Below are 21,786 nucleotides of genomic sequence, written 5' to 3'. Positions count from 1 at the left end.
AGGTGCCGTGTGGTACCGGGCTTGCGTTGTCTCTGGGCTTTGGAGCCTTCACAGATACTAAACGGACTACGGTCCGTTTTCTATTCCCGGGTCTAGAATGTTTTTTGTGAGCTCCATCCCCCTCCAGCCGGACGTGCCCCTCGGCCCGCCCCACGAGCGCAGCGACGCGGCGCGGAATCGTGAGCGCCTGCTGTGTGCTGCCCGCGAACTGGTGGACGAGTTCGGGGCCGAAGCGTTGACCATGGATGCGCTCGCCTGCAAGGCCCAGGTTGGCAAGGGGACGGTCTTTCGCCGATTCGGCAGTCGGGCCGGGCTCATGATGACCCTGCTGAGTGACGCGGAGTCGGAGTTTCAGCGAGGGTTCATGTTCGGGCCGCCGCCGCTGGGTCCGGGGGCGCAACCTCTTGAGCGGCTCATTGCATTCGGGGAGGGTCGCATCTATTTTGTTCTTGAAAATGGCGAGCTCCTGAAGGCGGCCGGCGCTGCCACCCGCAATAGGTTCGAAGTCCCCGCAACGAAGCTTTCGCATCGACATATGGAGGTCCTGCTGCGGGAGGGGGGAATCGCGGATCCCTGGGTGATGGCGATGTCCCTGACCTACGCGCTGGACCCTGAGCGTATTGTCGACGACGTCCGCGCCCGCGGCATTTCACCCACGCGCCTCACCGACTCCTGGCGCGAGCTGGTAACCCGGCTGCTGAGCGGCGCCTAGCCACTCGAGCCGCGCGGGAACCCTGTTAGCGCCCCCATCGGTGCCGCTGCCCGCGCACAGTGCCTCCGGCGTCGTAATCGTGACGCAGTCTGCACATAACAATCTGGCTGCAGGCGTGAAATTGGCTGCCGTGAAGCAAAACGTGAAGCAGTTATTGTGGTAGTTTCCTCTTGAATGTGACGCATGCCATACAGGGCTGGTGATCACTGAAGGGGTGTGGGGGACCCAAGAACCCGCTGCACCAATTCGTAGCTGACGCCGGCCACAGCCGGGAACCGCGGAAGGACGAGCTTTGAGTTTTGCCACGATTCGGGGCAGCCACCCGACATGCTGAAATATCTGATGAAGCGGTCGGGAATCTACCTGATCATGATCTTCCTGACCACCAGCGCCGGGTATTTCCTGGCAGTCTCATCGCTCAAGCCAGCGGTCCTGGAGCAAGAGAAAATTCCGCGGCCAACCCCTGAACAGGTCAACGCCTCCTTCCGGGGACTCGGGCTGGACCCGGAGAAGAACGCCTGGGAACGCTATGTCGAATGGCTTGGCGGAATCATCACCCGCTGGGACTGGGGACGCAGCCCGAACGGCGCGTTCGTCAACGCCGAATTCGCGGACCGCGTGATGGTCTCCACCCGGCTGTTCATCGCCTCCATCATCCTGACCCTGGTCATCGGCGTCGCGCTCGGTGTCTATTCCGCCGCACGCCAGTACAAGTTCCAGGACCGTGTCATCACGTCCTACAGCTACCTGGTCCACATCCTCCCAGCGCCCATCGCCTACTTCCTGGTGCAGCTCGGCGCCATCAGCATTAATGAGGCCGTTGGGGAGCGCATCTTCTTCGTGACGGGAATTTCGACGCCGGGAATTGAGCCGGGCTGGCCCGCTTTCGTCGACCTTGTGGCCCACTACGCCGTGCCTACGTTCGCGATGACCATCTTCGGTTGGGCCGGTTACCAGATCGCCCAGCGGCAGTACCTCCTGGACAACGTGAACGCGGACTTCGTCCGCACTGCCCGCGCCAAGGGACTGACCCGCAACCAAGCCATCAGGAAGCACGCCCTGCGGGTCTCGTTCATCCCCGTGGCCCAGAGCATCGCCTTCACTATTCCGGCCATCTTCACAGGCGGCTTCTTCGCCGAGGCCATCTTTGCCTGGCCCGGCATCGGGCTGTGGAGCATCCAGGCCATCAGCCTGCAGGACGTCAACGTCGCCACCGCCACGCTGGCCTACGGCTCCGTCATTTTCGCGATCGGTGCCATCCTTGCCGACTTCGCCACCACGCTGGTCGATCCACGAGTGAGGGTCCAGTAATGACCAACATCATTGATCCCATTGCGGAAATCGACGAAGCCCGGGTTGCCGACCAAGACGTCGTTATTGGGAAGTCCCGGATCATCTTCCGTCGTTTCATGCGGAACCGGACCGCCGTCGCCGGCTTGTTCATTTTCCTTGCCTTGTTCCTGTTCTCGGTCTTTGGCGGGTTCCTGACCTCGTGGGACAAGGACACCATTGATCCGTTGAACATTGGTATGCCACCGTCACCGGACCACCTGCTGGGGACCACCCAGGCCGGCATCGACCTCATGGCACTCATTGTGGACGGAACCCGGACGTCGATTCTCATCGGCCTGATCGTGGGCGGCGTTTCCGTTCTGATCTCCGCTGTGTACGGCTGCACCATGGCCTTCTTTGGCGGCAAGGTGGACGCCACCATGCTGTTCATCCTGGAAGCGCTCATCATGATGCCCGCCATCCTGGTGGTGGCCGTGGCCACCAGCGGCAGCGGTGGTCTCAAGGACCTTCCCAGCTGGCTGCTGCTGATTGTCGTCTTGCTGTTCTTCAGCTGGATGGGTACCGCCCGCCTGGTTCGTTCGTTGTCGATGTCCCTCATGCAGCGTGACTACGTGAAGGCCGCCAAGTACATGGGCGTTCCGTCCCGCCGCATCGTGTGGCGCCACCTGGTTCCGAACATCGGCTCCTTGCTGGTCCTCGACTTCACCCGCGGCATCACCGGCGCGGTGCTGGCTGAGGTTGCCTTCTCCTTCATCGGCATCGGCATCAAGCTCCCGGACGTGAGCCTCGGTGTCCTGATCGGCCAGGCGACGGGCCAGGTGTCCTCCTTCCCATGGATGTTCTGGGTTCCGCTGACCGTCATGTTCCTGCTGACCGGTTCGCTGGCCATGATGAACGACGGCCTCCGTGACGCCTTCGACCCCAGCTCCAGCTCCATTGGCCGGGCGAAGCGGACCAAGCCCCAGACTGCGAAGGTGACCAACTAATGAGCACCAACACCACTCCCGCTGAGCGCCTCCGCGATGCCGGACTCTACGCCCCCGGCGATGCCGTCCTCAGCGTCCGTGACCTGAACGTCCGCTTCAACTCCGAAAACGGCGTGGTCCATGCGGTCCGTGGCGTGGACTTCGACCTCATGCCAGGCAAGACTTTGGGCATCGTGGGTGAATCCGGCTCCGGCAAATCCGTGACGTCCATGGCCGTCATGGGGCTCCTCCCCGAGACAGCGGACATCTCCGGGTCCGTACGCTTCAAGGGCAAGGAGCTCCTTGGCCTGAGCGACAAAGCCATGTGCAAGCACCGCGGTAATGACATCGCCATGGTGTTCCAGGATCCGCTGTCGTCATTGACGCCCGTCTACACCGTGGGCAACCAAATCATCGAAGCGCTGACTGTCCACAATCCGACCATGAGCAAGCAGGCGAAAGAAGCCCGCGCCGTCGACCTTTTGCGCATGGTGGGCATTCCGAGCCCCAAGGACCGGCTGAAGGCCTTCCCGCACGAATTTTCCGGCGGCATGCGCCAGCGCGTCATGATCGCCATCGCGATCGCCAACGACCCGCGCGTACTCATCGCTGATGAACCCACGACGGCGCTCGACGTCACCATCCAGGCGCAGGTGCTGGAAGTCCTGCACACCGCGCAGGAGGAGACCGGTGCCGCCGTGGTGATGATCACGCACGACCTCGGCGTCGTAGCCGGCATGGCCGACGACATCATGGTCATGTACGCAGGGAAGCCGGTGGAAACCGGCACTGTGGAGGACATCTACTACAACCCCCGGATGCCCTACACCTTGGGCCTGCTGGGTGCCGTCCCTCGCGTGGACACGGCCACCAAGCAGTCGCTGGTACCCATTGAGGGGACGCCGCCCAATTTGGCCCTGCCGGTAACGGGTTGCTCTTTTGCGGCGCGTTGCCCCCTGGTCAGCGACGCCTGCCTCCATGGCGAGCCGGAGCTCATCGCCGTCCCCGGTGTTGAGGGCCAGACGCTGGGACACCGGGCAGCCTGCATCAAATCAAACGAGCTGTCCAACGACGCGGACGCGCACAAGATCTTCCACGCGCCGCCCAAGCCGGTATCAAAGTTCGACGGCGTCGCTCGCGTCGAGCGCGAAAAGGTCCTGGAACTCAAGGACGTGAAAAAGCACTTCCCGCTGCTCAAGGGTGCACTCATCAAGCGGCGGATCGGCACGGTCAAGGCCGTGGACGGCCTGAGCTTCGACATCCGCGAGGGCGAGTGCGTGTCCATTGTGGGCGAGTCCGGTTGCGGTAAGACCACCACGCTGCTGGAAATCATGGAATTCCACCCGGACCAAGTGGGCGAGGTGGTCATCGGCGGCGTCAGCAACAAGGTGGCCACGGACCACAAGACCACGATGACCATGCGCAAGGAAATGCAGATGGTCTTCCAGGACCCCACCGGCGCCCTGGATCCACGCTTCACCGTGTATGAAGTCCTGGCTGAGCCCTTGGAAAACCTGGGAATGCCCAAGGCTGCCATCAAGAAACGCATCATGGAACTCATGAAGCTGGTGGGCCTGCAGCCGGACCACGTGAACCGGTTCCCCAACCAATTCTCCGGAGGTCAGCGCCAGCGCATTGGCATTGCCCGGGCCTTGGCGGTCAATCCCAAGCTCGTGGTCCTGGACGAACCGGTTTCTGCCTTGGACGTCTCCGTCCAAGCCGGAGTCATCAACCTGTTGGATAAGCTCCGGGCCGAGTTGGGCCTGAGCTACCTGATGGTGGCCCACGACCTCTCGGTGGTCCGCCACATTTCAGACCGCGTGGCCGTGATGTACCTGGGCAAGATCGTGGAGACCGGAGATGTGGACGATGTCTTCGACAACCCGCGCCACCCCTACACCCGGGCGCTTCTGTCCGCCATCCCGGTGCCCGACCCGAACCTGGAACGTACCCGCGAACGCATCATCCTGCAGGGTGACCTTCCAAGCCCGCTTGATGCTCCCAAGGGATGTAACTTCGCTACACGTTGTCCCGTGTTCGCCGCGCTACCTGCCGCAAAGCAGGAGAAGTGCCTTACTCTGGAGCCGCCACTTGCTTCGGAGAAGGACGGAGCGCAGGACTTCGCCTGCTTCTTCCCGGACGGAGAAATAGATGCCGACATGCTGGTGGTGCATGCCTGACGACATATGACGCATTGAATGAATCCCTGGTCTCAACTCGCAAAGATATTTCAGTCGTAAACATGAAGGGCAAACCATGAAGAAGTACACGACGATCGGCGGCGTAGCACTCGCAGCAACGCTCATGCTGACCGCTTGCGGCGGGGGAACGCCGTCGGGTCCGGCCTCGCAGAAGGCCGAAGAGAGTGGCGGCGACATCAGCAAGCTGATCAGCGTCAACGCCAAGGAAGCAAAGGACCTGGAGCAGGGCGGCACCGTCACCCTGGCTGTTGGCAGCATCGGCCCGGATTTTAATGGCTTCTCCAACGTGGGTAACAGCGCTGATACTTCGGCCCTGTTGACACCCGTCAACACGGCTGCCATCAGCAGCGGTGGCATCGGTGGCTGCTGGAAGCTGGACTTCAGCGGCAAGGCTCAGCCCAACAAGGACTTCTGCGAGGAGGTCAAGAGCGAAGTCAAGGACGGCAAGCAGACCATCACCATCAAGGTGAACGAGAAGGCGACGTGGAACGATGGAACGCCCATCGATGTCAAGACCTTCGAGAACACCTGGAACATGCTCAAGGGTGAGGACGAGTCCATCGACATCGTCACGGCCGGTAACTACGCCTTCGTTGATTCCGTCAAGGCCGGCGCCAACGACAAAGAAGTCATTGTCACCACCACCCAGCCTGTTTTCCCGCTGGATTCCCTCTTCTTCGGCCTGATCCACCCGGCCAACAACAACGCCGAAACCTTCAACAAGGGCTTTGCCGGCAACATGCATCCCGAATGGATGGCCGGCCCGTTCAAGGTGGAGAACTACGACACCACCGCCAAGACGGTCACCATGGTTCCCAACGAGAAGTGGTGGGGACAGAAGCCGGTCCTGGAAAAGGTCATTTGGCGCCAGATGGAGCCCAGCGCCACCATCGCAGCCTTCAAGAACGGTGAAATCGACGCCGCCAACGGTCGTACGCTCGGCCGTTACAAGCAGCTCGAAGGCACCAACAACTCCGAGATCCGTCGCGGCCAGCGCCTGTTCGCCGGTGGCCTGAACCTGAACGCCAAGCGTCCGGCCCTCACCGACGTCGCCGTGCGCAAGGCGATCTTCACCGCGGTCGACCGCAAGGCCATCCGCGACGTCCGCTTCAACGGCCTGAACTGGTCCGAAGAGAGCTCAGGCTCCATGATGCTCATGCCGTTCTCCGAGTACTACCAGGACAACTACCCTGTGAAGGACACCGGCGCCGAAGCTGCCAAGAAGGTCCTGACCGACGCCGGCTACACGGCCAACGACAAGGGCATCATGGCCAAGGACGGCGTTCCCGTCTCCTTCAAGATCACCAACTTCGGTGACGACCCCACCACGGCTGCAACCTCGCAGACACTGCAGAAGCAGCTCCAGGCTGCCGGTATGGATGTTTCGATTGACCAGCGCGGCGACGCCGACTTCGGCAAGGTTGTTGGCACCCGCGAATTCGATGTGACCATCTCCGGTTACACCGTGGGCCCGGATGCTACCGATGCCGTGAAGCAGTACTACGACTCCGCCACCAACGAGAATGGCCTCGGCGACGCCGAGCTCGACGCTGAAATCAAGCGCCTCTCAACCATCGCGGATGACGCGGAGCGCAACAAGGCCGCCATGGAGGTCGAGAAGAAGCACATGGAGAAGTACTTCTCCATGGGCGTCGTGATGAACGGCCCGGAGATCCAGTTCGTGCGCACGGGTCTGGCCAACTACGGCCCTTCCCTGTTCCAGAGCCTCTCCAATGTTCCGGACTGGACCACCCTCGGTTGGGAAAAGGGCGCCAAGAAGTAGCCTCCCCGCTGTAGTTGTCCAAGATGTAGTTTCCTGAAGGCCGGGAATCTCCCTGAACCTGTTCATCGGTTCGGGGAGGCTCCCGGCCTTCGCTGTCCCCACCCTCTCTCACGTCCCGCGTGCACGGGCGCCACCCTCGCTCACTCGGTGATAGAGGGTTGGCGTGAAAGGGCTGTTACGTGAGAGGGGATCGGTAGCCTAGGGGCATGACTTCCTCGCCGATCCGTACCGCCGTTGCAGGTTTCGGGCTTTCGGGCAGCGTGTTCCACGCGCCCTACATCGCCAGCAACCCCGCCTATTCGCTTGCCGTCATCTCCACCTCGGATGAGGCGCGCCAGGCGAAAGCCAAGGACCGCTACCCCCAAGCACAGATCGTCAACACCCCCGAGGACATCCTGGCGCTCGCTGACCAACTGGACCTCATCGTCATCGGCACACCGCCCGCAACCCATTACCCGCTGGCCAAAGCGGCGCTGGAAGCCGGGATCGACGTCGTCGTTGATAAACCGTTCGTGGTCCACAGCGCCCAAGGCGAGGAACTGATCCAGCTGGCAGCGAAGCTGGGCCGTGTCCTCACCGTCTACCAAAACAGGCGCTGGGATGGCGACTCGCTGACGGTCCGGAAACTGCTCGACGCCGGGACGCTGGGTACTGTGACCCGGTTTGAGATCGGCATGGAGCGCTGGGCGCCGGAGATCGCCAAGGCCTGGAAAGCCAGTGCCACGGCGGAGGACGGCGGCGGTGTCCTGTTCGACCTCGGCACCCACGTCCTTGATCTGACTCTTCGGTTCTTCGGACCAGCCACCGTCACGTTCGCAGAGATCGCGGCACGCCGCCCCCAGGAAAGCGCCGATGACGATGTTTTCCTTGTCCTGCGGCACCAGTCCGGTGTGGTCAGTCACGTCACCATCAACCTCAACAGCCATCTCCACGGCCCCCGCTTCCGCATCCTCGGCTCAGAGGGCGGCTTCGTGAAGTTCGGCACCGACCCGCAGGAGCCGTACGTGGTGTCCGGCGGGCTGCCTACGGACGCCGAGTACGGCGTCGAACCGGCTGAAAACCACGGCACGCTCGAGGCGGACGGCCAGCGCACCACTATTCCCACCGAGCGCGGCGCCTACCCGGAGTTCTACCGCATCCTCGCAGAAAAGCTCGACGACGGCGGCACCGCCTCAGCGCTTCCGGCACCGGTGGATCCGGCCGACTCGGTGGCGGTGCTGAAGCTGATCGAACAGGCCCGGGCGTTGTCGGCGAAGAAAATTACCGACGGGGCGTAACCTTACCGGCACAGCAAACGATGTAAGGGGAGTGCGGGCCACGTCCGCACGTTGATCATCCGGCAGCGACCCAACCGCTGCCGGGGCAATCCCCAAAATCGTTTGTCGGAGGGTTTCATGTCCTTGTTCACTGTCCTTGCCACCAGCAAAGTCGCCGCGGGCGTCCTGGCCGCCGGAGCCGTAGCGGCCGGCGGAACCGGTGTCGCTGCCTTCAATGGCGCGCTTCCCACCGAGATCCAGCAGAGCGCCCATGACCTCGTAGGGGCTCCCGCGCCCGTCGCTTCGAAGGCAGCGGCAGCAGCCGACGCGGCGAAGTCCGAGGTGGCCGGCGCCAGCGCCAAGGCGACCGACGCCGTCGAGTCCGCGCAGTCCACAGCAGCCGACGCAGCCGATGCCGGCCAGGCGAAGGCCGCTGACGCCGTCGATCGCGCCACGACCGACGCGGAGGACATCACGTCCCCGGAGGCGCTGGGCCTTTGCACCGCATTCCTTAACGCTGGCCTGAAGTCCGACTCCACGGTTCCGGGCTTTGAGTCCCTGACCATCGCCGCCGGTGGCGAAGCCAAGGTAGAAGCCCACTGTGCGGCTGTGGTCGAAGCAGGCAAGGCCGCCGGCGTGAAGGTGGACGGTTCGGCTCAGGCAGACGCCTCCGTGACCAGCGAGCTCCCGGCAACCCCCGCCGTCCCGGCGACGCCGGGAGTTCCGGCAGCCCCGAAGGTTCCGGCCACCCCGGCTGTCCCTGCGACCCCCGCTACCCCGGCGGCACCGGCGCTGCCGACGCAGGTTCCCACCGACGTTCCGGCTGCTCCCGGAGCACCCCTCGATTCTGTCCGCTAAGCAAGCAGCGGCTACGGTTTAAGGGCGGGGCTCCTTGGCTTAGGACAAGGAGCCCCGCTACGTGACGCGGGACGGAGGCATCCCCGGGTGCTTAACCCTTTGGCTGAAGAAGACGTGCAGGCGGAGCATGATGACCCCGCCCTGCTCTTTACAGCTGCCTACAACAGCTACGCCGGACCGGTTTTTGGCTACCTCCGCGCCCGCGGCGTGGACGATCCCGAAGCCGTCACCCAGGACGTTTTCCTGGCCCTGTATCCCAAGCTGGAATCTCTCAGTGGTGGCCTTCGTGGAGCCAAGACGTTGTTGTTTACCATCGCACACGCCCGCATGGTGGACTTCTACCGTAAGAGGGAAAGAACCCCCGTTGCCGCAGCTTTCGAGCCGGAGTTGGACCCGCGGCGGGCACCGTCCGCGGAAGACCAGGCTTTCGGGCGGGCTTCCGGGTTGGGTGTCACCGGGCTTTTGGAAGACCTCGCCCTCGAACATCGGGAGGTCTTGGCACTGCGGGTCGTCGCCGATCTGTCAGTGGAAGAAACAGCGGCCATCATGGGCAAGTCCCAGGGAGCCGTGAAACAGCTGCAACGCAGGGCATTGGGTGCACTGAAGAAGCGTGCACTACTAAGGAACGGCACACCATGAGCGAATACACCGCACCCGGTCGAGGCAGCGATCAGCAGGCCATCGATTCCCTGCTGGCCGATGCCGGGCTTGAGGGCAGCACGAACCTCCGCAGCGAACTTCTTGAGCTGCGTTCCCTGGCCGACACCGCTCCGATGCCGTCCGATGCCGTCCGCACCCTGATGGCAGGCGGGACGCTGGCTACCGGACCCTCCGCCGTCACGCCGCAGGCCCCGGCAACAGAGCAGGCCCCGGCAACCGATGAGTTGGCTGCGCGGCGACGGAAGAAGCGGCGCACGGCCATCGCGGGCCTTGCCGTGGCGGTGTCGCTGGCCGGTGGCGCGACGGCGGCCGCCGCTGCCGCCGAAGGCGGGATTCCGGGGGCTTTCCAGCATCTTGGCGCGGCCATCGGCTCGGTGGTTTCCCAGCTCACTCCAGGCGTGGGCAATGCGCCACAACCTGCCGTGCCCGCGGGATCTACGCCTGAACCCGGACCTTCACATCAGGACAGTCAACCGGCAACGGTTCCGGGCCAGGCCGGCCCCGCGGATCCCGGGAACTCCGCCGGAACACCTCACGCTGAACCGCACCCGGCGGCTCCCGGTAACCAATCCGGGGATTCCAAGAGTCCCGCGCACACGGCCCCTGGCAAGGGCGTGCTCCCCGCGGTTCCTTCGTTGCCGGTCACGCCTCAGGAGATCGACCCCTCGAAGCCTGATCCCGCACAGCGTGACCCCTCAAAACCTGGGCCATCGGACATCCCCGTTCCGGTCCCGTCCCAGGTGATCCCCCCGGTCCTGGAAGGCCCGAAAGTCCCCGCGAAGTGACAGTTAATAACAATGTTCTTCGGGAACATTGGCATTAAGTGCCAACTCGGCGGGCTTTAAACCACGACGGCGGGGTGCGGCTTCGCGTGGAAGCCGCACCCCGCCGTCGTGCTTGGTTGGCTAGGCGGAAACCAAGCTGTGCCAGTCGTTGACGAGGGGCAGGTTGTGCGCCTCGGAAACGGAGTGGTGTGCCACGTGGCCGGCGGCGATGTTGAGGCCGGCGGCGAGGGCGGGGTCGCGGTCGAACGCGGCCTTGACGCCCAGGTTGGCCAGTGCCACGGCGTAGCGCAGGGTGACGTTGGTCAGTGCGTACGTGGAGGTGTTCGGAACAGCGCCAGGCATGTTGGCAACGCAGTAGAAGATCGAGTTGTGGACCTTGTACGTCGGTTCCTGGTGGGTGGTGGGGTGCGTGTCCTCGAAGCAGCCGCCCTGGTCAACAGCGATATCCACCAGGACCGAGCCCGGCTTCATGCGGGAGACGAGTTCGTTGGTGACCAGCTTGGGAGCCTTGGCGCCCGGGATCAGGACGGAGCCGATCACGAGATCTGCGTCGATGACTGACTTCTCGATCTCGTAAGCGTTGGAGGCAACGGTCTTCAGGCGGCCCTGGTAGAGGGCATCCAGTTCGCGCAGCCGGTTGATGTTGATGTCCATGATGGTGACATCAGCACCGAGGCCCAGCGCCATGGCAGCGGCATTGGTTCCCGCAACGCCGGCACCGAGGACAACAACCTTGGCCGGACGGACGCCCGGTACGCCGCCCAGGAGGACGCCCTTGCCGCCGGCTGGAGCCATGAGCGAGGAAGCGCCGACTACGACGGACAGGCGGCCTGCGACCTCTGACATCGGGGCGAGCAGCGGAAGGGTGCGGCCTTCCTGCACGGTCTCGTAGGCGATGGCCGTGACGCCGGAGTTGATGAGCTCGGCGGTGAGCTCGGGCTCTGCGGCGAGGTGCAGGTAGGTGAAGAGGATGAGGCCCTTGCGGAAGCGGTGGTACTCGGCCGCGATGGGTTCCTTGACCTTCATGACCATGTCCGCACGACCCCAGACGTCGTCAGCATCGTTGACGATTTCTGCGCCGGCGATCGAGTATTCCTCGTCGGTGATGCCCGAGCCGAGGCCTGCGCCGCGCTCAACCAGAACGGTGTGTCCGTGGGTGCGGAACTCGTGGACGCCTGCGGCCGTGATGGCTACGCGGAACTCGTTGTTCTTGATTTCTTTGGGGACGCCGATGATCATTTGCTGGCTCCATCGTTAGCGGCCTGTTCGGCCGAATATTTGCTGCGGGCTGTGATTCCAGAATAAATCCGACTGTGAGGCAGGCGACATGGGATTTTGAATCTCCCATCGGTCGGAACCCCGGAAAATCAAGGGACTTCACTGCTACGGCTCGACATTTGTCGACCGATGGAGCGTCAGGTGTCGCCTGCTGTTGGTACGCTTTCTGGATGCAGCAGGACGTGGAACAGATCGTTGAACGCGTTGCATTGAAGCTTGGCCGCGGCCTGTCCCTTGAAGACCTGGACGGCGTCCTCCTTGCCTACAGCTCCAACCAGTCCCACGCCGACCGCGTCCGGGTGAACTTCCTCCTCAGCAAGCGCGTCCCTACCGATGTCAGTGCGTGGCAGCTCTCCCACGGAATCGCCACCGCGGTGCGTCCCGTCGTCGTTCCCGCCAACGATGAACTCGGCATGTTGGGCCGAGTCTGCGTGCCGCTCCTGGTGCGGGGTTTCCGGGTGGGCTACTTGTGGGTGCAGCTGGACCTTGAAGAGCAAAGTGCGACGGCGATCCTCGCCGAGTTGCCCGGCGTGCGTGACGAGCTGGACCTGTTGGCAGGCTTGTTGCTGGATTCAAATACCGCGGAATCGGAGTTCAGGAGGCGTCGCGAGCAGGAGTTCCTGTCGGCCTGCGGCGGCGAATCGAACGCCGTGGCGGCTGTGGCGGGGTGGAAGGAAATCCAAGGGCGTGGTCCGTGGCAATTGGTCACCATCCTGGATCCGGAAGGCGCCAGGTCCGACGTCGATCCCATCGCCGCAACACTGACCCACCGGTCAGCAGCGCTGCAGTCCACCATCGGGGTCAATGCTGCATTATTCAGTGCGGGGACGGAGACGCATTCGGTGGTCCTGTTCCGCGAGTCGGGCGGCCGGGCGGACCATGCCCAGGTGCTGGTGCACTATCAACTGGAACTTGCCAAACGCGCGGGTCGCAAGGTGGACAGGGTGATCCTGGGCATCAGCGAACCATTTCACGTCATCCGGCAATTGTCCGGCGCTTACCGCCAATCGAGGGTCGCTGCTCAAGCGGCCGCCGTGGACCAGCCGCTCGGCGAACTTGTGGACACCCGCGCGGTAGGGGTCTACCAGCTCTTTGATCGCTTGCTGGCGCCCGGCGGCTGGGACGACACAGGCTCCGTGCATTTCCGGACCCTGGAGGAGCAGGACAAGAATGGCGAGCTCCTGCCCGTCCTGGAGTTGCTGTACGACAATGACGGCTCCGTGCAGGACGTCGCCGCCAAACTCCACCTCCACCGGAGCAGCATCTACAACCGGCTTGGCCGGATCCGTCAACTCATCGGTGCTGATCCGTTGAGTGGCGCCATCCGCCTCGAGCTGCATGCGGCCCTGAAGGCCCGGCGCTGGGCAGGTCGTCCCCGAATCTGACTGCGGGTTCTCAAATGGACACTCCGGGGTGCGCGGCATACGCTGAGAAAACGGTTTCTCGACAATCCCGGAAGGAGCACCATGGGCGGCGTTGTCTCCGGCATACTCATTGTTGCCGTGGTCATCGCGGTCGGGTATTCAGCTGCGCGCTTCAAGGTTCTGACGCCGGATGTCCAAGGCGCCCTCACCCGCACGGCGTTCTACATCACCAATCCGGCCCTGCTCTTCACTGTGGTGGCGGGTAGTGACATCGGCGCTGCCCTGGGAGTCGATGCTCCTCTGGCCCTTCTGTCGGCAGCGGCAATTGGCCTTCTGTATTGCTTGCTGAGTTTCCTGTTCTTCCGGCGACCTGTCGCGGAAACGGCAGTCGGTGCGATGGCCAGCAGCTATGCCAACGCCAACAACATCGGCATACCTGTTTCGCTGTATGCGGTGGGCACTGCCCAGCACGTGGCTCCGGTCCTTCTGGTTCAACTCCTTGTGATGGCGCCCTTCTACCTCAGTGTCCTGGGTGTGGCCGGCGGCGCCAAGGTCTCCTGGAAACGAATACTGTTGCAGCCGTTCTCCAACCCCATGATCATCGCGTCGGGGCTGGGGCTGCTCGTGGCGATGACCGGGTGGGCAGTTCCGGAGCTTGTCCAGAAACCCGTTGACATGTTGGGTGGAGCCGCCGTGCCCATGGTCCTGCTGGCCTTTGGCATGTCCCTCGCAGGCAAAGCCCCGCTGCAAAAGGGTGATGGGCGCGTGGAGACAGTGGTGGCAACCTTGTTGAAGGTGGCAGGCATGCCGGTGGTTGTGTGGCTACTGGGACGATTTGTCTTCGGGCTGGAGGGCCAGCACCTCTTGGCCAGCGTCATTATGGCCGCACTCCCCACGGCGCAGAACGTCTTCCTGTTCGCTTCTCCCTATGGGCGTGGGATGACCATGGCAAGGGATGTCATTCTCTGCACCACAGTGCTGTGTGTTGGAGCCCTGCTGGTGGTGGCCTGGTTGCTCGGCTAGGAGCGCCTCAGCCGCTGGCAGCTCCAACGGCCTGGCCTGCGCCGGAACATAGCCGTTCGGCTGCTGCTGCAGTAGCGCCCGTGCCACCCGATGTGGGTGGTGGTGCGGGGGAGCCGCGTGCTCACTTCAGGGCCTTCTTGGCAGCATCAAGGAGGGCTTCCAGCGAGCTCTCCGAGGGCTGCGGCGTGGTGCTGGCATTGGGGTTGCCAGTTGGCCGCGGCTTGGAGGTCTGGGTCTCCGTCGGTGTTGGGGTGGGTGTCGGCGTTGGCGTGACTGTGGGCGTTGTTGTCGGCGTGGGCGCCGGCGGCGTGGTGATGGTGTCCGACGGCGCGTCGCTGGGTGCCGGAGCCGGTTGGGTTGGGAGCGGGGTGGTCACGCCGGGAGCGGGGTTCACTGCCGGCGCCGCTGACGGTACCCACACTGGGTCGGCGAGCGATACAACGGGCGTCGGAACCGACGACGGCGACACTGCGCCAGGTGCCCCAGGAACGGTGGCTGGCTGGCCGGCTTCGGATGACGACGAACCCGTTGCCGAGGGCGACGTCGCAGAGCCCGTGGAGGCGGACGCCGTGGCGTAGGAAGCCTTGGGCGCAGGCGCCGCTGAGGCGGACTGGCGATCTTCGCCGCTTCCGCTGGCTTCCTGGGTGGGGGTCTCCTGGCCAAAGAACGGAAGCTCAAGGGCTTGTCCAAGACCTCCGGCCGTCAGGACAAGGCCCAGGGCGCCCGCAACCACGGCCATGCGTTGGCTCATCTGCTTGACTGACGCGGCTTTGCGCAGAACCGTGTGGGGCTCGCGGCCGAACGATGACCCGCCAAAGCCGGATTTGGAGCGTGTCGGCGAGGCGGCCGATGCGGCGCCCGGGGTTGCGGTGTCCTCGAGGCCGGCCACTACGGGAATGGCTGCGGTGGCGGGTTCCGTTGTACCCGAGTGCGCGGCGGTACCCGCGTGCGCGGCGGTACCCGAGTGCGCGGCGCCAGGTTCGGCGCTTGCCGGCTGAACGATCGGGATGGCCGCGGTGGGAGGTCCGGGGGTCGTCGATGCCGGGGCTGCAGCCAGCGCGGCCTCCACGGCCGGAATCGCAGCAGTTGCGGGCTCGGTGGGCTCGATCACGGCTCGGGCTGCCCGCTCTCGCTCCGCCGCACGCGCGGCCGCGCGGGTGGTGGGTGCCGCGATGGTGGGGATGGCCGACGTGGCGGGTTCCGGCGTCGTGCTTGAAGGGTCCGGAGTCGTCACGGAGCCTTCAGCAGGCGCGCTGGTCAGGGATCCGCTGGTCAGGGATCCGCTGGGTTGGGCCCGACGGCGTCCGGTTGGTTTGGGGCGCTCGCGTTCGGTTTGGTCGCGGCGCGGCTGATCCATGGTTGGGGACATGGTGGTTGCCTCTCAACGCCTTCGAGGTTAGCTGTCGGGTTCGGACGAGGCCGTCCGGCCGCCTGGGCGGCTTCACCCCGAGGGCTTGAAAACAAGCCCGGGAACTCTGGGTCCCCCGTCTCTGCCGCGGGTCTGGCGGATCCCGGATTGCGGCAGAGCTCGGCGTCAATCCGGAAGCGGCCCAGCGGATATTCGGGTCGCCCTACGACGGTACATGAGCCGGAAAGTAAAGTCACATTAATGTAACGGGCGGTAGTTCTTCCCAAACGAGAGGCTTCTAGCGCTTAGGCTTCGGGGCCGGTGCGGGAGCCGGGAGCTCGTACTGGATCTTCAGGATCTGATGCGCATGGTGGGTTTCCGGCCGGAAAATCTCGTCTGCAATTCCGAGCATCCCACCCGCTGCGGTGCGTCGAATCCCACGGCCGTTCTGCCGCGTGATCCAGTACCAGAGGCCGGCGAGAAGAGCCGGCGCACCAAGTACTGCGGCCAACACGGCCAAGATATCCATGGCCTAAGACTAGCTTCGGCGTGCACCGGCAGGTAGACATTGTCTATGGACCTGCCTGTGATGCCGCCCGTCTCGCCCATGCTCGCCAAGTCCGTTCCGGCCATCCCCGATGTTGGGCACTACGAGCCCAAGTGGGACGGCTTCCGGACCATCGTCTTCAAGGACGGCGACGAGATCGTCCTGGGCAGCCGCAACGAAAAGCCGATGACCCGGTATTTCCCGGAAGTGGTGGATGCCCTGCGGGAGAACCTCCCGGACAAGTGTGTGATCGATGGCGAAATTGTCCTGATCCAGGGCAACAGGTTGGAGTTCGAGGTGCTGCAGCAGCGGATCCATCCCGCCGACAGCCGCGTCAGGATGCTTGCCGAGAAGACCCCTGCGTCCATGATCGCCTTCGACCTCCTTGCATTGGGCGACGAGAACCTCATGGATAAGCCGTTTTCAGAGCGGCGCGCTCTTCTGGAGAAAGCTCTCGCCAAGGCAGAACCTCCTGTCTACGTGACTCCCGCTGTGACGGACCTTGAGCGGGCGCAGGAATGGTTTGTCCAGCTCGAGGGCGCCGGCCTGGATGGGGTGCTGTCCAAGCCATTGGACGGGTTGTACCAACCCAACAAGAGGGTGATGTTCAAGACCAAGCACGAGCGGACCGCCGACTGCGTGGTGGCAGGATTCCGCTGGCACAAGACGGCGAAGGTTGTGGGGTCCATGCTGCTTGGGCTCCATGACGAGACGGGCCGGCTTCATCACGTAGGTGTGGTGGCATCGTTCCCCATGGCGCGGAGGGAAAGCCTGGTGGCCGAGCTGGAGCCATACCAGGTGGAGCTCAGTGACCACCCCTGGGGCGAGTGGGCCAACCAGGACGAGGCTGCCGGGGGTTCCAGGATGCCCGGCGCCCAGAGTCGGTGGAGCGGTGGCAAGGATTTTTCGTTCGTGCCTCTCCGCCCCGAGCTGGTAATCGAGGTGGCCTACGACTATATGGAGGGCGATCGGTTCCGGCACACCACGCAGTTCCGTCGGTGGCGGCCGGACCGGACTCCCGGGAGTTGCACCTACTCGCAGTTGGAGGAGCCTGCCGAGTATGACCTCGGCGAGATCCTCAGGTTGCCGTAACTACTCTTCATGTCCTTGGTCGCTGCTCATGCTGCCTTCGGCCGGCGGGGTTTCTCCCGGAGGAACTCCGCCTCCGGGCTCCAGTCCTGTGACGTTTCCGTCGAGGGGATCGGGGTTGGCCGAGGCTGCGGGATCCTGGTCCTCGTCCTGGCGCAGTTCCGGATCGGCGTTCACATCGCCGTTGTCGGCTGCGGGGCCCGTCGCGGCGCCATACGGCCCCGTGGCGCCTGTCGCACCGAATCCTTGCTCTGTTTCGTTCGGGTCTTTACTGGTCACGTTTCAGCCCTTTCGTAAGCAAACTTACTAATGCGTCTGCTCGGCCAGCCTAGCCGCGACGCGCTGACGCAACAAGGGCACCCACACCACCCAACCGGCGTCGTGCTTCTCTGCTTAGCGCTGCTGCGCTGTCGCGGCGACAAAACTGCGGATGGCATCAGCCACCGCCTGCGGCCGCATGTGCTGGACCACGTGGCCGACGCCCGGGACCTCCACCAAACGACCCCGCGACACCGCCCTCGAAAGCTTGAGCGACCACTCGGGACCCGCCACTTGGTCACGGCTGCCACGCAGGATCAGTACCGGTACTTCAATGCCCGCCAGCCGCTTCTCCGTGGGGTACTTCATCATCACGGGCAGCTCGGCAAGGTACCAGCGCGGTCCGCACCGAAGGTAGTCCGTGGTCACTATCAGGTTGGACGACGGACTCTCCCGCAGCAGCCCGTCAAGGGTGAGGGCCAGCGATTGTCGCCACACATTCTTATGCCGGGAATCAACAACGGGTCCCATCAGCACCAAGTGCCGGACCCGGTCCGGCCCATGCAAAGCTGCTTCGATCGCGAACTGCACGCCCATGGAATGCCCCACCAGAACATACGACTCGATGCCACGGCTCTTGAGGGCCTCGGCGATGAACGCGCCGTAGTCTTCCACCTGGAGTCGCCGGCTCGGCTTGGGAGTCCCGCCGAAACCCGGAAGGTCCAAGGAATACGTCGGTGCGCTCGCCGACAATTTCGCATGCAGCCGGGCCAAATACCGGTGGGAAACACCGATGCCGTGGATGAGGATGTACGCCGGCTGGCTGGCGGGCTCTGTGCCTTGGAACAGCGCAGCTGTTCCAGGTGCCGGGGTTCCAGGTGCAGGGGTTCCATCCGTCCAGAAGATCCGGCCGGTGAGGCCCAAAACTTCGACGTCGGTGGAGAGCAAGGTTGTCATGCCTGCCTCTGCTGCAGAAAGACGGAGGCGCCGGGGCCACTCAGTTCATGGTCTGCTACCGGCCGGCCGGATACCGCCAGCAGCAGCGCGATGGCTGGTCCTTCCACAGCGGGGCCGTCGCCGTGTTCAAAAGCGGTGTCGGTGGCTACCAAGCGCCAGCCTTGTGCGATCTCCTTGCCGCCACCCATGGCTGCGGTGGTCCTGACCTGGTAGCCGAGCGCGGTGGCAACATGCGCCGGAGGGTAGGTGCGGCTGATCCCGAGGGGGCGCCGGATATCCTCCCCGTGCACGAACGCCTCAACCAGCCGGGTGGCAAGCCCTGCCGGCGGTCCGGAAGTTCTGGAGAGCACGGCACGCAGCCTCGCCAGTGTCTGCTGCGGGTTCCCGGCCTTCTCGCGCTCCACTCCCATGGCGTTGTCGCGGTCGAAGTCCATTCGGGCGGCAACCAGGCGGCGAATGAAACCCAGGCGCGTGGTCTTCGCGGTGTCGATCACATGCGCCAGGACATCGTGGACATCCCAGCCGGCACACAGCGACGCCGTCTGCCATTGAGCCGGCGGCAGCTGCTCCAAGTCCTGGATCAGGGCCCGACGCTCTGCGTGCACCAGCGGCCACACGATGGAAGGTGAAGGTGAACCCATGGGGCTATTCTCCCGCCGCCGCTTCAGCAGCTTGCTGGCGCTTCTGCTTTTCCAGCCAAGCCATGATGGCGGCCTGCCGGATGCGGCGATGTGTTCCCCGGTATTCCACGGGGATTTCGCCGCGGTCGGTCATGTTCCGAAGGTACGTATGCGAGATGCCCGCGAGTTCCGCGGCCTGCGACGTCGTGAGCATTTCCTCCACGCTGCTCACCGTCACCGTTTCGCCACGGCCCAGTCTCGCAAGGAGGTCGACGACGGCGTCCCTCGCCTGATCGGGCAGGCGGTGGACGGTGCCGTCCACGAACACGGTGATGTCGTTGCTGTCCTGCAGGGAATGCGCCAGATTCCGGGCGTCGTCGGCGGGAAGGCCTGCCGTGACGCGGGGAGCTATCAATGCCATGGCAGAAGCCTAGCCTGCGAAGTGCTGCTGGCAGGGGTGTGGTTACAGAGAAGCCCGGAGTTCTGCGGCGTTGGCTAAGTCTGCGGCCAGGTGCCCGCGCTCCCCGGGTGTCAGCCCGCGGGCATCGCCTTGGCGGGCGGCGTTGAGGAGCACGCGGTCAAGGCGACCCCCTGAGTCCGAGCCGTCCTCCTCCGTCTCGCCCACCGCACTGATTCGCAGCCAGTTCCCGCCCGGGGCCCGAAGACGCAGGGAGTCACCCGATTCGATGCTTCGCTGCGGATCCTGCCGCGCGCACGGCACTGCCGGCAGCAAGGCATCGAAATGGTGCGCGAACGCTATTCCGCGTCCAGGTCCGTCTCCAGCAGCTTCACCAGTGCGTCCAGCGCAGCATCGGCGCCGTCGCCCTCGGCCCGCAGCACAACGACGTCGCCCTTCGCCGCGCCGAGGGTCATGAGCGAGAGGATGCTGGCGGCGTCGAGGGCGTCATCGGCAGGGTCGCCCTGCATGGCGATGGTGACTTCCACTGGCTGCTCGCCCGCCGCTTCGGCGAACAGGGCGGCGGGGCGGGCGTGCAGTCCGGAGCGGCTGGCGATGGTGGCTGTGCGTTCGGGCATGGGTTTCTCCTAAAGGTGTAGCGGTTAAGAAGCTAGAGGCCGAGCTCTTCGAGCACGGGGAGCTTGGCGCGGACCCAATCGCGGGCTTCGGTGGCACTGGGCGCGGACAAAGCCAGCCGGGCAAGTTCCTGAGCCTGCTCCAACGTGACGGTCTTCAGGACGGTCCCGACGGCGGCCAACGAGCGCGCGGTCATGGACAGTGTGGTGACACCCAGCCCGGTAAGGACGACGGCGAGGGCCGGGTCCGCGGCCGCCTCGCCACAGACGCCCACGGGCTTGTTGTTGCCCTCCATGGCCGAGCCTTCCACAGTGAGCTGCACCAGTCGAAGGACGGCGGGCTGCCACGGCGTGTTGAGCTCGGCGAGGGGGCCGAGTTGGCGGTCGGCGGCCATGGCGTACTGGGTGAGGTCGTTGGTGCCGAGCGAGGCGAACCCGACTTCCCGCAGCACGGTGGCAGCAGTCAAGGCGGCAGAGGGGACTTCCACCATCACGCCAGGTGTCTGGATTCCGGCAGCGGCGCACAATGAGGCAAAGCGTCCGGCTTCAGCGGCCGTGGAGATCATGGGTGCCATGACCCACACGTCGGCCTCGGACCCTGACGCTGCCCGGGCGATGGCCTCAAGCTGGCGCTCCAGGACGCCGGGAGTGGTGAAGTCGGTGCGGTAACCGCGAACACCCAGGGCGGGGTTGGGCTCGGTGGCGTCCGTGAGGAAGGGGAGGGGCTTGTCGGCGCCGGCATCCAAGGTACGGAGGACAACCTTCTTGCCCGGGAACGCGTCGAACACGGCCTTGTAGGCTGCGGCCTGCTCATCAACGGAGGGCTCGGTGTCGCGCTCCAGGAAGCAGAACTCGGTGCGGAAAAGGCCCACGCCCTGGGCGCCGAGGCCCGCTGCTGCCACGGCATCCTTGGCTCCACCCACATTGGCGAGCAGCGGCACCAGGTGGCCGTCCGCCGTCGTGCCGTTTCCGTCGAATTCGGCGAGCGTCGCAGAGGTTTCAGCCCACGCTGTGGCAGAAGCGCGGTGCTCTTCGGAGGGCGAAACGGCCACGAAACCGGCCGCGCCGTCGACGTACACTTCGGTTCCATCGGCAATGTCATCCACGCCATGTGCGGCGACAACAGCGGGCAGGCCAAGTGAACGCGCGATGATCGCGGTGTGCGACTGAGGACCGCCGCCGGAAGTCACCAGGGCAAGCACTACAGCGGGATTCAGTGTTGCAGTGTCAGCCGGGGCAAGGTCCTCGGCCACCAGGATGAAGGGCGTGTCGGAGGAGGGGATGCCCGGTGCGGGGACGCCGCGGAGTTCGGCAACGATGCGGGCGCGCACGTCCAGCACATCGGTGGCGCGCTCGGCCATGTAGCCACCCAGGTTGTGAAGCATTTCGGAGACGGAGGCTCCCGCTTCCCAGATGGCACGCTCTGCCGACGAGCCGGCGTTGATGAGCTTGGCCGCCGACTTCAGGAGCATGGTGTCCTTGGCCATGAGCGCAGTTGCCTCGAGGACGGCTTTGCCGTCACCGGAGGCGGTATCCGCGCGGCCCTTGAGTTCGTCGTGGACGGACTGAGCGGCGGCTTTCAAGCCGACGACGGCGTCTTCCGGACTGATTCCCTCGGCCAACCGCTCACCCGACGGCGGTTCGCTCACCGGCTTGGGCATTTGGCGGACGGAACCAATGATGCGGCCAGGGCTTACCCCTACTCCTTGGAAATTCTGCACTGAATCCTCTGTTCCTGCTTGTTGGTTCAGACCCGC

Annotated in this window: 22 protein-coding genes and 1 riboswitch; of the genes, 12 read left to right on the top strand and 10 right to left on the bottom strand. The window is 64.5% G+C overall.

What is annotated here, in order from left to right:
• Nucleotides 1-106: 106 nt before the first annotated feature.
• The 9 genes from FQP90_RS17160 (at nucleotide 107) to FQP90_RS17120 (ending at nucleotide 10,513) form a co-directional block, all read left to right on the top strand.
• Nucleotides 107-712, top strand: a complete 606-nt coding sequence (locus FQP90_RS17160) for a TetR/AcrR family transcriptional regulator (RefSeq protein WP_208760034.1) — start codon at nucleotides 107-109, stop codon at nucleotides 710-712.
• A 327-nt stretch (nucleotides 713-1,039) separates the two neighbouring features.
• On the top strand, nucleotides 1,040-2,023 hold the full coding sequence (locus tag FQP90_RS17155) for an ABC transporter permease (protein WP_144652286.1): 984 nt from the start codon (nucleotides 1,040-1,042) through the stop codon (nucleotides 2,021-2,023).
• Complete coding sequence (locus tag FQP90_RS17150; RefSeq protein WP_144652285.1) at nucleotides 2,023-2,991, top strand: ABC transporter permease; 969 nt, start codon at nucleotides 2,023-2,025, stop codon at nucleotides 2,989-2,991. The genes FQP90_RS17155 and FQP90_RS17150 overlap by 1 nt, the downstream gene beginning before the upstream one ends.
• Nucleotides 2,991-5,150 (top strand): dipeptide ABC transporter ATP-binding protein, encoded by a 2,160-nt coding sequence (locus tag FQP90_RS17145; protein ID WP_144652284.1) that lies wholly within the window; start codon nucleotides 2,991-2,993, stop codon nucleotides 5,148-5,150. Before FQP90_RS17150 ends, FQP90_RS17145 begins: the two co-directional genes overlap by 1 nt.
• Nucleotides 5,151-5,226: 76 nt before the next feature.
• Nucleotides 5,227-6,954 carry an ABC transporter family substrate-binding protein gene (locus FQP90_RS17140; protein WP_144652283.1) on the top strand — a complete coding sequence of 576 codons (1,728 nt, stop codon included), beginning with the start codon at nucleotides 5,227-5,229 and terminating at the stop codon, nucleotides 6,952-6,954.
• 206 nt (nucleotides 6,955-7,160) lie between these two features.
• A complete protein-coding gene (locus FQP90_RS17135) occupies nucleotides 7,161-8,231 on the top strand; it encodes a Gfo/Idh/MocA family protein (RefSeq protein WP_144652282.1) in 1,071 nt (356 codons plus the stop codon).
• A gap of 117 nt (nucleotides 8,232-8,348) precedes the next feature.
• Nucleotides 8,349-9,068, top strand: coding sequence for a hypothetical protein (locus tag FQP90_RS17130; protein WP_144652281.1), 720 nt, complete (start codon nucleotides 8,349-8,351; stop codon nucleotides 9,066-9,068).
• A gap of 87 nt (nucleotides 9,069-9,155) precedes the next feature.
• Nucleotides 9,156-9,707 (top strand): RNA polymerase sigma factor, encoded by a 552-nt coding sequence (locus FQP90_RS17125; protein ID WP_144652280.1) that lies wholly within the window; start codon nucleotides 9,156-9,158, stop codon nucleotides 9,705-9,707.
• A complete protein-coding gene (locus FQP90_RS17120) occupies nucleotides 9,704-10,513 on the top strand; it encodes a hypothetical protein (RefSeq protein WP_144652279.1) in 810 nt (269 codons plus the stop codon). Before FQP90_RS17125 ends, FQP90_RS17120 begins: the two co-directional genes overlap by 4 nt.
• A gap of 120 nt (nucleotides 10,514-10,633) precedes the next feature.
• On the opposite strand, the gene ald is transcribed toward FQP90_RS17120, so the two are convergent.
• On the bottom strand, nucleotides 10,634-11,752 hold the full coding sequence (ald, locus tag FQP90_RS17115) for an alanine dehydrogenase (RefSeq protein WP_144652278.1): 1,119 nt from the start codon (nucleotides 11,750-11,752) through the stop codon (nucleotides 10,634-10,636).
• A 209-nt stretch (nucleotides 11,753-11,961) separates the two neighbouring features.
• On the opposite strand from ald, the gene FQP90_RS17110 reads away from it, so the two are divergent.
• Nucleotides 11,962-13,176 (top strand): PucR family transcriptional regulator, encoded by a 1,215-nt coding sequence (locus FQP90_RS17110; RefSeq protein WP_144652277.1) that lies wholly within the window; start codon nucleotides 11,962-11,964, stop codon nucleotides 13,174-13,176.
• Between the two features lie 81 nt (nucleotides 13,177-13,257).
• Nucleotides 13,258-14,178, top strand: a complete 921-nt coding sequence (locus FQP90_RS17105) for an AEC family transporter (RefSeq protein ID WP_144652276.1) — start codon at nucleotides 13,258-13,260, stop codon at nucleotides 14,176-14,178.
• Nucleotides 14,179-14,299: 121 nt separating this feature from the next.
• Here FQP90_RS17105 and FQP90_RS17100 read toward each other — a convergent pair whose 3' ends face one another.
• Both FQP90_RS17100 and FQP90_RS17095 read right to left on the bottom strand, forming a co-directional pair.
• Nucleotides 14,300-15,547, bottom strand: coding sequence for a hypothetical protein (locus tag FQP90_RS17100; RefSeq protein WP_144652275.1), 1,248 nt, complete (start codon nucleotides 15,545-15,547; stop codon nucleotides 14,300-14,302).
• Between the two features lie 2 nt (nucleotides 15,548-15,549).
• Nucleotides 15,550-15,695, bottom strand: a riboswitch (cyclic di-AMP (ydaO/yuaA leader).
• 129 nt (nucleotides 15,696-15,824) lie between these two features.
• The gene (locus FQP90_RS17095) at nucleotides 15,825-16,055 is read right to left on the bottom strand and encodes a hypothetical protein (protein WP_144652274.1); all 231 of its coding nucleotides are present in this window, start codon (nucleotides 16,053-16,055) and stop codon (nucleotides 15,825-15,827) included.
• A 45-nt stretch (nucleotides 16,056-16,100) separates the two neighbouring features.
• Here FQP90_RS17095 and FQP90_RS17090 point away from each other — a divergent pair, with 45 nt between their 5' ends.
• Nucleotides 16,101-17,165: an ATP-dependent DNA ligase gene (locus FQP90_RS17090; RefSeq protein ID WP_144652273.1), complete on the top strand. Its 1,065-nt coding sequence runs from the start codon at nucleotides 16,101-16,103 to the stop codon at nucleotides 17,163-17,165.
• Here the strand turns inward: FQP90_RS17090 and FQP90_RS17085 are convergent, their stop codons facing one another.
• The 7 genes from FQP90_RS17085 to ptsP all read right to left on the bottom strand — a co-directional run bounded on the left by FQP90_RS17085 (nucleotide 17,166) and on the right by ptsP (nucleotide 21,750).
• Entirely contained in the window at nucleotides 17,166-17,441 is a 276-nt protein-coding gene (locus tag FQP90_RS17085) for a DUF6480 family protein (protein ID WP_144652272.1), read from the bottom strand.
• Between the two features lie 114 nt (nucleotides 17,442-17,555).
• Complete coding sequence (locus tag FQP90_RS17080) at nucleotides 17,556-18,377, bottom strand: alpha/beta fold hydrolase (protein WP_144652271.1); 822 nt, start codon at nucleotides 18,375-18,377, stop codon at nucleotides 17,556-17,558.
• Nucleotides 18,374-19,018 (bottom strand): maleylpyruvate isomerase family mycothiol-dependent enzyme, encoded by a 645-nt coding sequence (locus tag FQP90_RS17075; RefSeq protein WP_144652270.1) that lies wholly within the window; start codon nucleotides 19,016-19,018, stop codon nucleotides 18,374-18,376. Before FQP90_RS17075 ends, FQP90_RS17080 begins: the two co-directional genes overlap by 4 nt.
• 4 nt (nucleotides 19,019-19,022) lie before the next feature.
• Complete coding sequence (locus FQP90_RS17070; protein WP_144652269.1) at nucleotides 19,023-19,418, bottom strand: helix-turn-helix domain-containing protein; 396 nt, start codon at nucleotides 19,416-19,418, stop codon at nucleotides 19,023-19,025.
• 42 nt (nucleotides 19,419-19,460) lie between these two features.
• Nucleotides 19,461-19,622, bottom strand: a complete 162-nt coding sequence (locus FQP90_RS23365; RefSeq protein ID WP_167510511.1) for a hypothetical protein — start codon at nucleotides 19,620-19,622, stop codon at nucleotides 19,461-19,463.
• Nucleotides 19,623-19,753: 131 nt separating this feature from the next.
• Nucleotides 19,754-20,032, bottom strand: coding sequence for an HPr family phosphocarrier protein (locus FQP90_RS17060; protein WP_011776464.1), 279 nt, complete (start codon nucleotides 20,030-20,032; stop codon nucleotides 19,754-19,756).
• Nucleotides 20,033-20,064: 32 nt separating this feature from the next.
• Nucleotides 20,065-21,750: a phosphoenolpyruvate--protein phosphotransferase gene (gene ptsP, locus FQP90_RS17055; RefSeq protein ID WP_144652267.1), complete on the bottom strand. Its 1,686-nt coding sequence runs from the start codon at nucleotides 21,748-21,750 to the stop codon at nucleotides 20,065-20,067.
• Between the last annotated feature and the right edge of the window lie 36 nt (nucleotides 21,751-21,786).

It is taken from the genome of Paenarthrobacter nitroguajacolicus (assembly GCF_007786235.1).
GTDB lineage: Bacteria > Actinomycetota > Actinomycetes > Actinomycetales > Micrococcaceae > Arthrobacter > Arthrobacter nitroguajacolicus_A.
Note: the sequence above shows the minus strand (reverse complement) of the source record. Positions and strands in the feature narration are given on the sequence as shown.

Coding starts and splice junctions, on each gene's coding strand:
- FQP90_RS17150 (WP_144652285.1), top strand. CDS start 2,023: ATGACCAACATCATTGATCCCATTGCGGAAATCGACGAAGCCCGGGTT.
- FQP90_RS17105 (WP_144652276.1), top strand. CDS start 13,258: ATGGGCGGCGTTGTCTCCGGCATACTCATTGTTGCCGTGGTCATCGCG.
- FQP90_RS17130 (WP_144652281.1), top strand. CDS start 8,349: ATGTCCTTGTTCACTGTCCTTGCCACCAGCAAAGTCGCCGCGGGCGTC.
- FQP90_RS17140 (WP_144652283.1), top strand. CDS start 5,227: ATGAAGAAGTACACGACGATCGGCGGCGTAGCACTCGCAGCAACGCTC.
- FQP90_RS17100 (WP_144652275.1), bottom strand. CDS start 15,547: ATGTCCCCAACCATGGATCAGCCGCGCCGCGACCAAACCGAACGCGAG.
- FQP90_RS17070 (WP_144652269.1), bottom strand. CDS start 19,418: ATGGCATTGATAGCTCCCCGCGTCACGGCAGGCCTTCCCGCCGACGAC.
- ald (WP_144652278.1), bottom strand. CDS start 11,752: ATGATCATCGGCGTCCCCAAAGAAATCAAGAACAACGAGTTCCGCGTA.
- FQP90_RS17145 (WP_144652284.1), top strand. CDS start 2,991: ATGAGCACCAACACCACTCCCGCTGAGCGCCTCCGCGATGCCGGACTC.
- FQP90_RS17075 (WP_144652270.1), bottom strand. CDS start 19,018: ATGGGTTCACCTTCACCTTCCATCGTGTGGCCGCTGGTGCACGCAGAG.
- FQP90_RS17080 (WP_144652271.1), bottom strand. CDS start 18,377: ATGACAACCTTGCTCTCCACCGACGTCGAAGTTTTGGGCCTCACCGGC.
- FQP90_RS17135 (WP_144652282.1), top strand. CDS start 7,161: ATGACTTCCTCGCCGATCCGTACCGCCGTTGCAGGTTTCGGGCTTTCG.
- FQP90_RS17060 (WP_011776464.1), bottom strand. CDS start 20,032: ATGCCCGAACGCACAGCCACCATCGCCAGCCGCTCCGGACTGCACGCC.
- FQP90_RS17120 (WP_144652279.1), top strand. CDS start 9,704: ATGAGCGAATACACCGCACCCGGTCGAGGCAGCGATCAGCAGGCCATC.
- FQP90_RS17110 (WP_144652277.1), top strand. CDS start 11,962: ATGCAGCAGGACGTGGAACAGATCGTTGAACGCGTTGCATTGAAGCTT.
- FQP90_RS17090 (WP_144652273.1), top strand. CDS start 16,101: ATGGACCTGCCTGTGATGCCGCCCGTCTCGCCCATGCTCGCCAAGTCC.
- FQP90_RS17155 (WP_144652286.1), top strand. CDS start 1,040: ATGCTGAAATATCTGATGAAGCGGTCGGGAATCTACCTGATCATGATC.
- FQP90_RS17095 (WP_144652274.1), bottom strand. CDS start 16,055: ATGGATATCTTGGCCGTGTTGGCCGCAGTACTTGGTGCGCCGGCTCTT.